General features: G+C 58.1%; 16 protein-coding genes and 1 pseudogene. 9 read left to right on the forward strand and 8 right to left on the reverse strand.

The features are described 5' to 3' along the window. Positions 1–48 precede the first annotated feature (48 nt). Positions 49–1,248 (reverse strand): tyrosine--tRNA ligase, encoded by a 1,200-nt coding sequence (tyrS, locus tag MMG91_RS23515; protein WP_310660873.1) that lies wholly within the window; start codon positions 1,246–1,248, stop codon positions 49–51. A 210-nt stretch (positions 1,249–1,458) separates the two neighbouring features. Between tyrS and MMG91_RS23520 the strand changes: the two genes are divergently transcribed. Then, positions 1,459–2,889 carry a peptidoglycan DD-metalloendopeptidase family protein gene (locus tag MMG91_RS23520; protein WP_310660874.1) on the forward strand — a complete coding sequence of 477 codons (1,431 nt, stop codon included), beginning with the start codon at positions 1,459–1,461 and terminating at the stop codon, positions 2,887–2,889. Between the two features lie 3 nt (positions 2,890–2,892). After that, entirely contained in the window at positions 2,893–3,984 is a 1,092-nt protein-coding gene (locus tag MMG91_RS23525; protein ID WP_310660875.1) for an anhydro-N-acetylmuramic acid kinase, read from the forward strand. A 73-nt stretch (positions 3,985–4,057) separates the two neighbouring features. Here MMG91_RS23525 and erpA read toward each other — a convergent pair whose 3' ends face one another. Together erpA and argC are read right to left on the reverse strand one after the other, a co-directional pair. Beyond that, the gene (gene erpA, locus MMG91_RS23530) at positions 4,058–4,408 is read right to left on the reverse strand and encodes an iron-sulfur cluster insertion protein ErpA (protein ID WP_007906865.1); all 351 of its coding nucleotides are present in this window, start codon (positions 4,406–4,408) and stop codon (positions 4,058–4,060) included. 168 nt (positions 4,409–4,576) lie between these two features. Continuing rightward, the gene (gene argC, locus MMG91_RS23535) at positions 4,577–5,611 is read right to left on the reverse strand and encodes an N-acetyl-gamma-glutamyl-phosphate reductase (RefSeq protein ID WP_310660876.1); all 1,035 of its coding nucleotides are present in this window, start codon (positions 5,609–5,611) and stop codon (positions 4,577–4,579) included. 135 nt (positions 5,612–5,746) lie between these two features. On the opposite strand from argC, the gene hemJ reads away from it, so the two are divergent. The 6 genes from hemJ to coq7 all read left to right on the forward strand — a co-directional run bounded on the left by hemJ (position 5,747) and on the right by coq7 (position 10,372). Further along, entirely contained in the window at positions 5,747–6,178 is a 432-nt protein-coding gene (hemJ, locus tag MMG91_RS23540) for a protoporphyrinogen oxidase HemJ (protein ID WP_007906869.1), read from the forward strand. Between the two features lie 33 nt (positions 6,179–6,211). Further along, the gene (locus tag MMG91_RS23545; protein ID WP_305447114.1) at positions 6,212–7,180 is read left to right on the forward strand and encodes a nitronate monooxygenase family protein; all 969 of its coding nucleotides are present in this window, start codon (positions 6,212–6,214) and stop codon (positions 7,178–7,180) included. Positions 7,181–7,273: 93 nt separating this feature from the next. Then, positions 7,274–8,251: a DUF805 domain-containing protein gene (locus MMG91_RS23550; RefSeq protein ID WP_305447115.1), complete on the forward strand. Its 978-nt coding sequence runs from the start codon at positions 7,274–7,276 to the stop codon at positions 8,249–8,251. 62 nt (positions 8,252–8,313) lie between these two features. After that, a complete protein-coding gene (locus MMG91_RS23555) occupies positions 8,314–9,102 on the forward strand; it encodes an SDR family oxidoreductase (RefSeq protein WP_310660877.1) in 789 nt (262 codons plus the stop codon). Between the two features lie 82 nt (positions 9,103–9,184). After that, entirely contained in the window at positions 9,185–9,523 is a 339-nt protein-coding gene (locus MMG91_RS23560; protein WP_007906873.1) for a histidine triad nucleotide-binding protein, read from the forward strand. A 201-nt stretch (positions 9,524–9,724) separates the two neighbouring features. After that, complete coding sequence (gene coq7 / locus MMG91_RS23565) at positions 9,725–10,372, forward strand: 2-polyprenyl-3-methyl-6-methoxy-1,4-benzoquinone monooxygenase (protein WP_008008345.1); 648 nt, start codon at positions 9,725–9,727, stop codon at positions 10,370–10,372. Positions 10,373–10,489: 117 nt separating this feature from the next. Here the strand turns inward: coq7 and MMG91_RS23570 are convergent. Further along, positions 10,490–10,693, reverse strand: a pseudogene (locus MMG91_RS23570) (S-adenosylmethionine decarboxylase); the annotation flags it as partial. 24 nt (positions 10,694–10,717) lie between these two features. Continuing rightward, complete coding sequence (locus MMG91_RS23575; protein ID WP_007941657.1) at positions 10,718–11,140, reverse strand: OsmC family protein; 423 nt, start codon at positions 11,138–11,140, stop codon at positions 10,718–10,720. A 250-nt stretch (positions 11,141–11,390) separates the two neighbouring features. Here MMG91_RS23575 and crp point away from each other — a divergent pair, with 250 nt between their 5' ends. Beyond that, positions 11,391–12,035 carry a cAMP-activated global transcriptional regulator CRP gene (gene crp, locus MMG91_RS23580; RefSeq protein WP_310660878.1) on the forward strand — a complete coding sequence of 215 codons (645 nt, stop codon included), beginning with the start codon at positions 11,391–11,393 and terminating at the stop codon, positions 12,033–12,035. Positions 12,036–12,059: 24 nt separating this feature from the next. Here the strand turns inward: crp and MMG91_RS23585 are convergent, their stop codons facing one another. From MMG91_RS23585 to trpD, 3 genes are all read right to left on the reverse strand, one after another. Further along, positions 12,060–12,761, reverse strand: a complete 702-nt coding sequence (locus tag MMG91_RS23585) for a lipoyl protein ligase domain-containing protein (RefSeq protein WP_310660879.1) — start codon at positions 12,759–12,761, stop codon at positions 12,060–12,062. 128 nt (positions 12,762–12,889) lie between these two features. Beyond that, positions 12,890–13,726 (reverse strand): indole-3-glycerol phosphate synthase TrpC, encoded by an 837-nt coding sequence (trpC, locus tag MMG91_RS23590; RefSeq protein ID WP_310660880.1) that lies wholly within the window; start codon positions 13,724–13,726, stop codon positions 12,890–12,892. Then, positions 13,723–14,772: an anthranilate phosphoribosyltransferase gene (trpD, locus tag MMG91_RS23595; RefSeq protein WP_007906883.1), complete on the reverse strand. Its 1,050-nt coding sequence runs from the start codon at positions 14,770–14,772 to the stop codon at positions 13,723–13,725. Before trpD ends, trpC begins: the two co-directional genes overlap by 4 nt. Positions 14,773–14,776: the final 4 nt, after the last annotated feature.

The following is a 14,776-nucleotide window of genomic DNA, read 5'->3' on the forward strand; positions in this document are numbered from 1 at the left end:
GGCGAATTATAGGCTTTCAGAATCTGCCGTCAACCCCTGATTTCAGCTTTATTCGGATTTGAGCGTTATACGCGCAAATGCCTTCTTCCCAGCCTGGCAAATATGGGTCGCGCCCAGTACGTATATAAAGGTGCGATCGACAACCTCACCATCTATACGTACACCACCAGCCCCCAGAAGATCGCGCGCAACGGCAGAATTCTTCACCAGCCCTGCTTTGTTAAGGACAGCAGCAATCGGCATATCTTCGGCAGCCGTCAATTCGATCTCCGGCAGATCATCCGGCAGCTCACCGTCTTTCATACGGTTACCCGCCGCACGGTGAGCATTGGCCGCCGCCTCTTCACCATGGAAGCGCGCAACGATCTCTTCGGCCAGTTTGATCTTGATGTCACGTGGATTCGCGCCCGCCTCAACGTCAGCCCGCAAAGCATTGATCTCTTCCATGGAGCGGAAGCTGAGCAATTCGAAGTAACGCCACATCAGCACATCTGGAATAGAGACCAGCTTGCCGTACATGACCCCCGGCGCTTCCTGGATACCGACGTAGTTGCCCAACGACTTGGACATTTTCTTCACGCCATCCAGACCTTCGAGCAACGGCATGGTCAGAATGCATTGAGCCTCCTGACCATAACTACGTTGCAGTTCACGCCCCATCAGCAGGTTGAACTTCTGATCGGTACCGCCCAGCTCGACATCCGCGCGCAACGCGACCGAGTCATAACCCTGAACCAGCGGATAGAGGAACTCGTGAATGGCGATGGGTTGATTAGTGGTGTAGCGCTTGTCGAAGTCGTCGCGCTCGAGCATGCGAGCCACGGTGTATTGCGAAGTCAGGCGAATGAAGTCGGCCGGCCCCATCTGATCCATCCAAGTGGAGTTGAACGCCACTTCGGTCTTGGCTGGGTCAAGAATCTTGAAGACCTGAGTCTTGTAGGTCTCGGCATTCTCGAGAACCTGCTCACGGGTCAGCGGAGGACGTGTCGCGCTCTTGCCGCTCGGATCACCGATCATCCCGGTGAAGTCACCTATAAGGAAGATCACCTGATGCCCCAGATCCTGGAACTGACGCAGCTTATTAATAAGCACGGTATGACCCAGGTGCAAATCCGGCGCGGTCGGATCGAAGCCTGCCTTAATACGCAGCGGTTGGCCACGTTTGAGTTTCTCGATCAGCTCGGACTCGACCAACAGTTCTTCTGCACCACGTTTGATCAGCGCTAGCTGCTCTTCAACCGACTTCATAACAGACCCGCAAGGCTCAGATTCAAAGGGGAACAACCATACAAGATCGCGCACCAAATACAAGTTTTGCCCGGCGCACGGACGCCAATCCACGGACAGAGCGTTCGCAGGCTTGCTTCAGAGATGATTTGGTTATATTTTATACAGTTATTTCGTCTTCATCATGTCATTCATCTTTTCCAATTCATCTTTTCAAAGTCAAAATTACCTATGACCACAGAACCGTCTAAAGCGCCGCCGCTTTACCCGAAGACCCACCTGCTCGCAGCAAGTGGTATCGCCGCCCTTCTCAGCCTGGCGCTTCTGGTATTCCCTTCCAGTGATGTTGAAGCCAAAAAGACGACCCTGAGTCTTGAACTGGAAAGCCCTGCAGAACAACTGACACAAGATCAAGACGCTGCCGACGCCGTCCAGGCCACAAATGAGCCGGCAGCCTCCCCTTTCGCGCAGATCGAAAACAGCGCCGAAGACATTCAGGAAACCGCCCAGGCCGCCCCCGCCCCTGCTCCCGCGCCAGTCGTCGAAGAGAAGAAGGCGCCAGGCCACAGGGAAGTGATCGTTAGCAAAGGCGACACTCTCTCGACGCTGTTCGAGAAAGTCGGTCTTCCGGCCACTTCGGTGCATGAAGTACTGGCCAGCGACAAGCAGGCCAAGCAGTTCAGCCAACTCAAACGTGGCCAGAAACTTGAGTTCGAACTGAGCCCGGATGGCCAGTTGACCAATTTGCACAGCAAAGTCAGCGACATGGAAAGCATCAGCCTGACCAAGAATGGCAAGGGTTATACGTTCAACCGCATTACCGCCAAGCCCACTATTCGCTCCGCCTACGCTCATGGCGTGATCAACAGTTCGCTGTCGCAATCTGCCGCCCGAGCCGGTTTGTCCCACAGTCTGACCATGGATATGGCCAGTGTGTTTGGCTACGACGTCGACTTCGCCCAGGATATTCGCCAAGGTGACGAGTTCGATGTGATCTACGAACAAAAGGTCGTCAACGGCAAAGTTGTCGGCAACGGCCCGATCCTCTCCGCACGCTTCACCAACCGCGGCAAGACCTACACCGCGGTGCGCTACACCAACAAACAAGGCAACAGCAGCTACTACACAGCTGACGGCAACAGCATGCGCAAGGCGTTTATCCGCACCCCGGTAGACTTCGCCCGCATCAGCTCGAAATTCTCCATGGGCCGCAAGCACCCGATCCTGAACAAGATCCGCGCCCACAAGGGCGTCGATTACGCCGCCCCACGCGGTACGCCGATCAAGGCTGCCGGTGACGGCAAAGTATTGTTGGCGGGTCGTCGAGGCGGTTACGGCAACACCGTGATCATCCAGCACGGTAATACCTATCGCACGCTGTACGGTCATATGCAGGGCTTCGCCAAAGGCATCAAGACTGGCGGCAGCGTCAAGCAAGGTCAGGTGATCGGCTACATTGGTACCACCGGCCTCTCCACCGGCCCGCACTTGCACTACGAGTTCCAGGTCAATGGCGTACACGTCGATCCACTGGGCCAGAAAGTAGCAATGGCCGATCCGATCTCCAAAGCTGAACGCTCACGCTTCCTCGCGCAAAGCCAACCGCTGATGGCGCGCATGGATCAAGAGAAATCCACCCAGCTGGCTTCGAGTAAACGCTAAGCCATGGCGCTCTATATAGGTGTGATGTCCGGGACCAGCCTTGATGGCCTGGACATTGCGTTGATCGAGCAAACCCAGGCAATCAAGCTGATCGCCACCCATTACATCCCTATGCCTGACTCCCTGCGCGCCGAGCTGCTTGGCTTGTGCGCCAGCGGCCCGGACGAGATTGCCCGCTCCGCCATTGCCCAGCAGAACTGGGTGAAACTGGCCGCACAGGGCATTCATACCCTCCTCGACCAACAAAATCTGAAACCCGACGACATTCGCGCGATTGGCAGCCACGGCCAGACCATTCGCCACGAGCCGGCGCGCGGGTTCACGGTGCAAATCGGCAACCCGGCTTTGCTCACCGAACTGACCGGCATCACCGTCGTCAGCGATTTTCGCAGCCGCGATGTAGCCGCAGGCGGGCAAGGCGCGCCATTGGTTCCAGCCTTTCACGAAGCCCTGTTTGAAAAACGGCCTGGTAACCGCGCGGTATTGAACGTCGGCGGGTTCAGCAACCTCAGCCTGATCGAGCCCGGCAAGCCTGTTGCAGGGTTTGACTGCGGCCCCGGGAATGTCCTGCTGGATGCCTGGATTCACCAGCAACGCGGCGACAACTTTGATCGTGACGGCCAATGGGCCGCCAGCGGCAAGGTTGAACCGGTTCTATTGAACGAGCTGCTCAGTGATCCGTTCTTTGTGACCCAAGGCCCGAAAAGCACCGGCCGCGAAGTGTTCAATCTGCCATGGCTGATGCAGCATCTGTCGCAGCTACCGACCTTCGCTGCCGAAGACGTACAGGCCACGCTGCTAGAGCTGACTACGCTGACCATTGTCGAGTCATTGCAAAGCGCCCAATCAGATACTGAGGAGCTGCTTGTCTGTGGTGGCGGCGCGCACAACGCCACGTTGATGAAGCGGTTGGCCAGCCTGTTGCCGAACGCGAAAGTCAGCAGCACCGCTGCGTATGGTGTAGACCCGGATTGGGTCGAAGCCATGGCCTTCGCCTGGCTGGCCCATTGCTGCCTGGAAGGTATCGCGGCCAACCGCCCGAGTGTCACCGGCGCTCGCGGCTTGCGCGTACTCGGCGCCATCTACCCCGCCTGAGCCTGAACCCCAGACAGCAAAACGCCGCAGAGTCCTGAGATTCTGCGGCGCCTGGTAATGCGGTGAGGTGCGATCAGATCGAGAACGAAGAGCCGCAGCCACACGTAGTGGTAGCGTTCGGGTTCTTGATCACGAAACGCGAACCTTCCAGACCCTCCTGGTAATCCACTTCGGCACCAGCCAGGTACTGGAAGCTCATCGGATCGACCACCAGGCTGACGCCTTCGCGCTCGACGATGGTATCGTCATCGGCCACTTCTTCATCGAAGGTGAAGCCGTACTGAAACCCTGAACAACCGCCGCCCGTAACGAATACGCGCAGCTTCAAGCGATCATTCCCCTCTTCATCGACCAGGCTCTTCACCTTGTGCGCGGCACCGTGGGTGAATTGCAAAGCCGTGGGGGTGAAGGATTCGACGCTCATGCTGACTATCTCCCGGCGTTACGCCGCCATAATGCGTGATGACGCGCATTATCCGCTTCTCCCAGAAAATCGGTCAACTATTGTTACGGTATATCAATCAACCCAATTACCAGACCAAAATACAAAAAGGCCCGTTCGACGGGCCTTTTTGCTGAGCGGGATAAAGCCTTACGGCAGCATGCCCGCATGGGACAGGCCCAGACGCTCATCCAGGCCGAACAGGATATTCAGGTTCTGCACCGCCTGACCCGACGCGCCTTTGACCAGGTTGTCGATCACCGACAATACCACCACCAGATCACCATCCTGCGGACGATGCACGGCAATACGGCAAACGTTGGCACCGCGCACGCTCCGGGTTTCCGGATGGCTGCCGACAGGCATCACATCGACGAACGGTTCGTTGGCATAGCGCTTTTCAAACAACGCTTGCAGATCCACCGAGCGATCCACGACAGTCGCGTAGAGCGTCGAGTGAATACCGCGAATCATTGGAGTCAGGTGCGGAACGAAGGTCAGCCCCACGTCCTTGCCCGCTGCACGACGCAAGCCCTGGCGGATTTCCGGCAAGTGACGGTGCCCTTTGACGGCGTAAGCCTTCATGCTTTCCGACGTCTCGGAGTACAGCGAACCTACCGAGGCACCACGACCGGCGCCGCTGACGCCGGATTTGCAGTCTGCAATCAAACGCGTGGTATCGGCCAGACCGGCTTCAAGTAATGGCAGGAAACCCAATTGCGTGGCAGTCGGGTAGCAACCCGGCACAGCAATCAGGCGCGCCTGTTTGATTTGCTCGCGATTGACTTCCGGCAAGCCGTAGACCGCCTCCTCCAGCAGTTCCGGCGCACCGTGCGGCTGACCGTACCATTTGGCCCACTCATCGGCGTCTTGCAGACGGAAGTCTGCCGACAGGTCGATGACCTTGGTCCCGGCAGCCAGCAACTCACCCGCCAGAGCATGGGCGACACCGTGCGGCGTGGCAAAGAACACCACGTCGCAGGCCCCGAGGGTCTTGATGTCCGGAACGCTGAATGCCAGGCCGTCGTAATGACCTCGCAGGTTCGGGTACATGTCGGCCACGGCCAGGCCGGCCTCGGATCGGGAAGTGATCACAACCACTTCAGCTTGCGGATGCTGTGCCAACAGACGCAGCAGTTCAACACCGGTGTAACCCGTGCCGCCGACGATACCGACCTTGACCATAAACCTGCCCTCAACGAACCCACTGGAAAGCCGTCGATAATAGGGGCCGCGCGGCCCTGCGACAACCGTCAAGGTGACGTGCGGACGCTCTACCCCCTACTATCTTCGCTACTGTGAACTTGGGAATACCTGAAAATGCTTTATCTGTGGCTCAAAGCGCTTCATATCGTCAGCATGGTCTGCTGGTTTGCCGGCCTGTTTTACCTGCCGCGCCTGTTCGTCTATCACGCCCAAAGCGAAGACACCGTCAGCAAGGAACGCTTCAGCATCATGGAGCGCAAGCTGTACCGGGGCATCATGGGCCCGGCGATGATCGCCACCCTGGTGTTCGGCATCTGGCTGATCAGTCTCAACCCAAGCGCCTACTTCACCCAAGGTGCATGGATGCATGCCAAATTGACCCTGGTGGTGATCCTGATCGGCTATCACCACATGTGCGGCGCACAGGTAAAACGTTTTGCCCGTGGCGAAAACACCCGCAGTCATGTCTTTTATCGCTGGTTCAATGAAGTGCCGGTTCTGATATTGCTGGCTATCGTAATTCTGGTCGTCGTTCGGCCGTTTTAATCCAACAAGCATCATTCACCCGGGGTACTTCCAATGTCGCTGCCCGCTTTGCTCGAACAACGCTTGCGTCTGCCCGTGGTGGCGGCGCCGATGTTCCTGATTTCCAACCCTGAGCTGGTGCTCGCCTGCTGCCGTAATGGCGTGGTGGGCAGCTTTCCTGCGCTGAACCAGCGTGAGAGCAGCGGTTTCAAGGCTTGGCTGGAAGAAATCGAAGCAGGACTGGCGATACTGGAAAACCCCGCGCCTTACGCGGTGAACCTGATCGTCCACAACAGCAACCCGCGATTGCAGGCGGATCTGGCGATCTGCATCGAGCACAAAGTACCGATCGTGATCACTAGCCTCGGCGCCGTGAAGGAATTGGTCGACGCCGTGCACAGCTATGGCGGCCTGGTGTTTCACGACGTGACGACGCGTCGCCACGCAGAAAAAGCCGCCGAGGCCGGCGTGGACGGTTTGATCGCCGTGGCTGCGGGCGCCGGTGGTCACGCCGGGACCTGGAGCCCGTTTTCGCTGATCGCCGAGATTCGCCAGTTTTTCGACAAGACCCTGCTGCTGGCCGGCTGCCTGAACCATGGCCATGAGATTCTTGCCGCGCAAGTGCTCGGTGCGGATCTGGCCTACTTCGGTACGCGATTTATCGGTACCACGGAAAGTCATGCGCCTGACGCGTATAAGGAGATGCTCCTGACTTCCAGAGCCGCAGACATCGTCCATACTCCAGCGGTGTCGGGGGTACCGGCAAGCTTCATGCGTCGAAGCCTGGAGGCCGCCGGTTTCGACATGGCAGCCCTGCAAGGCAAGGGCGAGGTGAATTTCGGTTCCAAGCTCAAGCCATTAAGCGATGAAGCCAAAGCCTGGAAAACCGTGTGGTCCGCAGGCCAGGGTGTCGGAGAAATCGATGACCTGCCGAGTGTCGACCAGTTGGTCGCACGTCTCGACGCCGAATACCGCAAGGCGCTGGAACTGGCGGCGGCGCTGCCCAAGCGCTGGCCGCGCTGACAGAAAAACTTGGCCAGCCCAATCCGGCTGGCCCTACACTCCATACTTGCAACACCGTCTATTACAAACTCTCGCGACAAGGATGCCTCGGCCATGAGCGAAAACCGTTTCAAGATCGTCTTCGATGGCGCTCTGCAGCCAGGTGTTGACGCCACCACCGCGAAGCTCAATCTCGCCGAGCTGTTCAAAAGCGATGTCGCGGCCATCGAGCGCCTGTTCAGTGGCCGGACAGTTGCACTCAAGCGCGACCTGTCACACACCGACGCGCAGACTTACCTTCAGGCACTGACGAAAACCGGCATCGATGCCCGAATCGAAACAGAACCCTCGATCGAGCTGAACCTGTCCGACGTTCACGAACACACCCCTGCCAACAACCAACCTTTCACGGCAGATCCCGATTCTCCCTATGCACCGCCCCGCGCCGCTGTCGGCGAAGCACTGCCGGAGTTTTCTGCACTCAAGGCATTCAGTTTTGTTGGCCGCATCGGTCGCTTGCGCTTTCTGGCTTGGACGATGGCTCTTACGCTGGTGACGCTTGGCGTTGGCTCCGTGCTGGCTGTTTTCGGCTTCGCGCTCATCAGCACGGACTCGACTGCTGGATTGATTCTCGCTGGCCTGCTGGCCTTTATCCTGGTCGTGGTGCTCGCATTCATCAGCATCCAGTTCAGCGTGCAGCGCCTGCACGATATCGGCTGGTCCGGCTGGCTCTGGCTGCTGAACCTTGTGCCGGTCGTGGGCAGCGTTTTTCCGTTTGTAATCATGATCGTGCCGGGTAACAACACTGCCAACCGATATGGCGCCCCGCCACCGCCCAACAGCAACGCGGTCAGAGTGCTGGCTTCGCTGTGGCTGGTGTTTATCGCGATCATGTTCGTCGGCGGGCTGACTGGGGGCCTCACTGCGATCCAGGATGAGTATGAAAGCGCCACCGGTAGCACCTATCAAAGCAGCTCGGTGATCACCGACGAAGTTGAAGTCGAGCCGGCCGAAGAGGCCGAACAAGCGCCAAATTCATCCGATGATGCAGCCGAAGCAGCCGAGGCCCCTGTAGACTCTGCGAAAGAATGAACAGCGCTCCCCGCCCGTGACACCTGCGTCGCTGGCGCGGAGCTGTTGCGATGGAGAACTGCATGACCCGTTACGCTCTGATCACTGGCGCTTCCAGCGGCATCGGCCTGGCGATGGCCGAAGCGCTGGCCCGGCGCGGCCGCAGCCTGATTCTGGTGGCCCGACAGCGTGATCAGCTGGAAAGCATTGCGATTGAACTGACTCAACGTTTTGGTGTGGAAGTGTTGTTTCGTGCCTGTGACCTGGGCGAGCCGCTGAGGCTGTCCGGTTTTTTGCTGGAGCTGGAGGAAGGTGACCGGCAGATAGATTTGCTGGTCAACTGTGCCGGTATCGGTACCTGCGGTCCGTTCCTGGCCCAGGACTGGATGACCGAGCAGGACTTGATCGAAGTGAACATCCTGGCCCTCACTCGCTTGTGTCATGCCATCGGCAACAGCATGGCCTTGCAGGGCGGCGGGCAGATTCTGAACGTCGCCTCGATGGCGGCGTTTCATCCCGGTCCATGGATGAGCACGTACTACGCCAGCAAGGCTTACGTACTGCATTTTTCCGAAGGTTTGCGCGTCGAACTGAAGAAATGCGCGGTCAATGTGTCGGTACTCTGCCCCGGCCCGACCCGCACGGCGTTTTTCCGCACCGCGCAACTGGACACCGACAAACTGGTCGAGAGCAAACTGCTGATGAGTCCAGAAGAAGTCGCGCTCTATACCGTGCGTGCGCTGGAGAAAAATCGCGCCATTATTATCCCCGGTCGCCTGAATCGCTGGTTTGCGTTCCTGCCGCGGCTTGGCTCACGCTGGCTGACCCGAACAATCGCGGGCATGGTCAACAAAGCCTATTGCCCGCGCTGATCAAATCCTCAAGGCAAAAAACTGGGCTCTGAGATAACCCATGGTTACACTCAGGCTAGCCCAAACAACGGAGAAAACAGCTGTGGATACTCTGTTCACCAAGATCATCAACCGGGAAATCCCGGCGAAGATCATTTACGAGGACGACCAGGTACTGGCCTTCCACGACATCGCGCCACAGGCCCCTGTGCATTTCCTGGTAGTCCCGAAGAAGCCGGTGCGTACCCTTAACGACCTCACCGAGGACGACAAGGCTTTGGCCGGGCACATTCTGTTCACGGCCCAGCGTCTGGCACTGGAATTGGGCTGTGAAGAAGGTTTCCGGGTAGTCATGAACTGCAATGAATTGGGCGGGCAGACCGTCTATCACATTCATATGCATGTGCTGGGTCAGCGCCAGATGCACTGGCCGCCGGGCTGATTCACCACCCTCCCCTCGTAGGAGCGAGCGGTACGGCGATCCGACTTGCCCGCGAAGGCGTCCACAAGTGCGCCAAAAGCTTCGCGGGCAAGCCTCACTCCTACAAGGATTAGTGTCGCTCCCACCGGAAATGACCCAGCGCAAACCCTCCCCCGGCCGATTGGGTTAAACTGACCGCCGAGATTCTTCCCGGAGGTCAGCATGACTACCCAACGTCACTACTCGCCGATTGACCGTCTTCTGCTGCAAGCCGATGCCGCGATGCGTACTTTGTTGCCCTTCAGTGGTCAGCCCTACCGTCCGTCGCCTGCCATCGTGCAGCCGGATGCGCAAATGAGCGACGAGGACACCCGACACGTCGCCGGTTTGATGCGCATCAACCATACCGGTGAAGTCTGCGCCCAGGCGCTGTACCAAGGTCAGGCCCTGACCGCCAAGCTACCGAAAGTGCGCGCTGCCATGGAACACGCCGCCGAAGAAGAAATCGATCACTTGGTATGGTGCGAACAACGCATTCATCAGTTGGGCAGCCATACCAGCATCCTCAATCCGCTGTTCTACGGTATGTCATTCGGGATTGGCGCGGTCGCCGGGTTGATCAGCGACAAAGTCAGCCTGGGTTTCGTTGCTGCCACCGAGCATCAGGTCTGCAAACACCTGAACGAACACCTTGAGCAACTGCCAGCCGAGGACGAAAAATCCCGGGCGATCCTGGAGCAGATGCGCATCGATGAAGAACACCACGCCGAAAGCGCGCTGGATGCGGGGGGATTTCGTTTTCCGGCGCCGGTGAAGTTCGGGATGAGTTTGTTGGCCAAGGTGATGACAAAGAGTACTTATCGGATCTGAGGATCGGGTTGTTAAATAGGGCCTCTTCGCGAGCAAGCCCACTCCCACAGTTTTTTTCGACAGACATAAAAAAGGCGACTACTTCGAAGTAGTCGCCTTTTTTGTGTCCGAAAAATCTTAGCCCTGCATGTTGCGCACGTAGAAGATTTCGAGCATTTCGTGTTTCACACGCACAGTCACTTGGGCACGCTGCTCAGAGGACAGGTTGATGGTAGCGTCGCCGAACAGGTAGTTATCCAGTTCGAAGTGCTTCAACAGCATTTTGGTGTGGAACAGGTTTTCCTGGTACACATTCACGTCGGTCATCTGGTACGCGTCGCGCTTTCATGACAGCTGAATGTCGATTCAACCGAGTTCGATGATTTCGTAGTCGTGGGTAATCGCCACGCCAGCCGCGCCGAGCATGATCGATGCCGAGCAATACTTCTCGGCCGACAGCTCAATGGCGCGCTTTACCTGGGCTTCTTTCAGCCCACGGCCCTTGACCACGAAGTGCATGTGGATCTTGGTGAAAACCTTCGGATCTTCGGTCGCACGCTCGGCTTCGAGGAACGCTTCGCAGCTTTCGACGGCCTGACGGGACTTCTTGAGGATGCTGACCACATCGAAATTGCTGCAGCCGCCAACACCCAGCAGGAGCATTTCCATCGGCCGGACACCCAGATTACGACCGCCGGCATCGGGCGGACCGTCCATGACCACGACATGACCGCTGCCAGATTCACCGAGGAACATGGCTTCGCCAGCCCATTGGATGCGTGCCTTCATCGCCAAGACTCCACTGTATAAAAAAGGGTCGCCAGCTTAGCACAGGGCCCTTGATTGGCAGCGCTTCGCCTTCCTAGGACATAACCATCTGCGTCATAGGCAAATTCTCGAATCTTGAAGGAATGTGTCTGTTAAGCTGGCGCCAAACCAATGGCGCATAGCCAGCTTTTGCAGCGAATAAAAGGGATCGCAGGCCTCGCCAGCGCCTACAAAAAACAAACACACCGTGCAGTCTTTTCGGGATACAACCATGGTTGCTATTACCCCCACACCCAAAATCAAGAACCTCGACAAACTGTTGATGCACTGCCAGCGCCGCCGCTATGCCGCCAAAAGCAACATCATTTGTGCCGGTGATCGCTCGGACACGCTGTTTTTCATCATCAAAGGTTCGGTAACCATCCTGATTGAGGATGACGACGGCCGTGAAATGATCATTGCCTACCTCAATTCCGGCGACTTTTTCGGCGAGCTGGGTCTGTTTGAGCAAGCCGGCCTGGAACAGGAACGCAGCGCCTGGGTACGTGCCAAGGTCGAATGCGAAGTCGCGGAAATCAGCTACGTGAAATTCCGCGAGCTGTCCCAACAGGATCCAGACATTCTTTACGTGCTCAGCGGACAAATCGCACAGCGCCTGCGCAATACCACGCGCAAGGTTGGCGACCTGGCGTTCTTCGACGTTACCGGTCGCGTGGCGCGCTGCCTGCTGGAGCTGTGCAAGCAACCAGACGCCATGACCCACCCGGACGGTATGCAGATCAAGGTGACCCGTCAGGAAATCGGCCGGATTGTCGGTTGTTCCCGTGAGATGGTCGGCCGCGTGCTCAAGGATCTGGAAGAGCGCAACCTGGTCGACATCAAAGGCAAGACCATGGTGATCTTCGGTACGCGCTAAGCTCGAAAACTTAAGTTCCTAAACTCAAGCCCCGAGCATTTCTGCCAGCAACTGTCGGTACAGCGCATCGAGCCGGGCCAATGCCTCAGGAGCGGCAAACTTTTCATGCAGAGCGATGTGGCTTTCAGCGCGAACCCGCTGTTCCAGGCCACAGGCTTCATTGAAGCGATTGACCGCCGCCACCATCGACTCTCGCTCGTCATCGATCAACATCGCCCCGTGCACCAGGCCGACCGGACGCTGACCGCCCTTGCTCTGGCGCCAACGCTGAGCTGTTCCGACCATCTTTCGACCATCGAGGTTGACGTTGAAACGACCGTCGCAGAATGCGCCCTCGATTTCGCCCAACGACGAAGTGCCGCCCAGCTCATCCAGTAACTGACAGATCGGGTCGCACAGACGCCGGTAGCCGGTTTCGATACGGTTCAGATCGCCTTCGCTGCGCGGTGGGGCATAAACCAGTGCGATGTTGATGGTCGACGCCGATTGCGGCACCGGCTCACCGCCGGTTTCACGCAGCAGTACCGGCCAACCGGCGGCAGCGGAGACTTCGCACGCAGCTTCGAACTGTGGCAGACGATTCAAGCGGCGGGGCATGACCAATGCGCGGTCAATGGGTTGCCAGAACAGCAGACCGAATTCCGACCCACCGGTGCACACATGGGCCAACAGATCCTGTTCGGCGAGCAGGCCGGCTTCGATGGTCAGAGGGGTTGGTGAGGTCATAAGGGATTCCGTTGGACATGAAGTCTGTGGTGCTACTTATGCCGCCATCGCGAGCAGGCTCGCTCCCACATTGGATCTCTGATGTTAGTAGATCTCTTGTGGGAGCGAGCCTGCACGCGAAGTTGTATTCAGTCGAGCGTAGAACCGCTTACTGGAATGCCACGCTCGGGAAAGAACAGGCGCTGCAGTTCGGTACCCGGACTTTCGGCGCGCATGAACGCTTCGCCGACCAGGAACGCGTACACGTCGCTGATTTCCATCAACTCGACATCGGCCCGATTGAGAATGCCACTCTCGGTGATCACCAGACGATCACGCGGAATACGCGGCAACAGGTCGAGGGTGGTTTCCAGATTGACGTCGAAGGTGTGCAGGTTGCGGTTGTTCACGCCCACCAGCGGCGTGTCGAGGGTTTTCAGGGCCCGCTCCAGTTCGTCACCATCGTGGACTTCCACCAGCACATCGAGACCGACGCTTTTGGCCACGGCAGCCAGCTCGGCCATCTTCACGTCGTCCAGTGCGGAGACGATCAACAGCACGCAGTCAGCACCCAGGGCCCGGGATTCGACGATCTGGTAAGGATCGATCATGAAGTCCTTGCGGATCACCGGCAACTTGCACGCCGCCCGGGCCTGTTGCAGATACGCATCGGCACCCTGGAAGTAATCGATGTCGGTGAGCACCGACAGGCAAGTCGCCCCGCCCTTCTCGTAACTTTTGGCGATGTCGGCGGGAACGAAGTTCTCGCGAATCACACCTTTGCTTGGCGAAGCCTTCTTGATTTCAGCAATCACCGCTGGCTGTTTCGTCTTGGCCTGATCAATCAATGCCTTGGCAAAACCACGGGGGGCATCGGCTGCCTTGGCCAGATTTTCCAGCTCCGCGAGACTCACACGAGCGCGACGCTCGGCGACTTCCTGAACTTTGCGGGCCAGAATATTTTCCAGAACCGTCGGTAAACTCATCCCTCATTCTCCACTTTGAATACCGCGGTAAATGCACCCAATTCCTCAAGTTTCTCCCGAGCGAGGCCTGTGTGCAGCGCATCGTGTGCCAGGGCAACGCCTTCTTTCAAACTGCTGGCATGGTCGGCGGCGTACAGCGCGGCACCGGCATTGAGCACGATCATCTCGGCGGCCTTCTGACCGTTTTCGGTCTTGCGCTTGCCCAAGGCATCGCGAATCAGCTCAAGGGAGGCCGCCGGGCTTTCCACTGCCAGACCGTGCAGACTCTGGCTCTTCATCCCCAAGTCTTCGGGTTCGACCCAATACTCGGTGATCTGATCATTCTTCAATTCCGCCACAAAGGTCGGAGCCGCCAGACTGAACTCGTCCAGGCCATCTTTAGAGTGCACCACCAGCACGTGTTTGCTGCCCAGACGTTGCAAAACTTCGGCCAATGGCCGGCACAACGCCTGACTGAACACACCCACCACCTGATGTTTCACACCGGCCGGATTCGTAAGCGGGCCGAGCATGTTGAACAGCGTGCGCAAGCCCAGCTCGCGGCGCGGGCCGGCGGCGTGCTTCATGGCGCTATGGTGGGTCTGGGCAAACATGAAACCGATGCCAACGTTGTCGATGCAGCGCGCCACCTGAACCGGCGTCAGGTTCAGGTAGATACCCGCGGCTTCCAGCAAGTCGGCACTGCCGCTTTTGCCCGACACCGCACGGTTACCGTGCTTGGCTACGGTGCAACCGGCTGCGGCGACCACGAACGAGGAAGCCGTGGAGACGTTGAAAATGTTCGCACCGTCACCGCCGGTGCCGACCACATCGACCACGCCATCAAGGGTGTTGAGTTCAACCTTGTCCGCCAACTCGCGCATCGCCGTCACGGCACCGACGATCTCATCGATGCTTTCGCTCTTCATGCGCATGGCCATCATGAACGCGCCGATCTGCGCATCCGTGCATTGCCCGGTCATGATTTCGCGCATGACATCACGCATCTCATCGGTACTGAGGTCGAGGTGGCCGACGATACGGCTCAGGGCAGTCTTGATATCCATGGAA

Source organism: Pseudomonas sp. JL3 (genome assembly GCF_031570575.1).
Lineage (GTDB): Bacteria > Pseudomonadota > Gammaproteobacteria > Pseudomonadales > Pseudomonadaceae > Aquipseudomonas > Aquipseudomonas cucumis.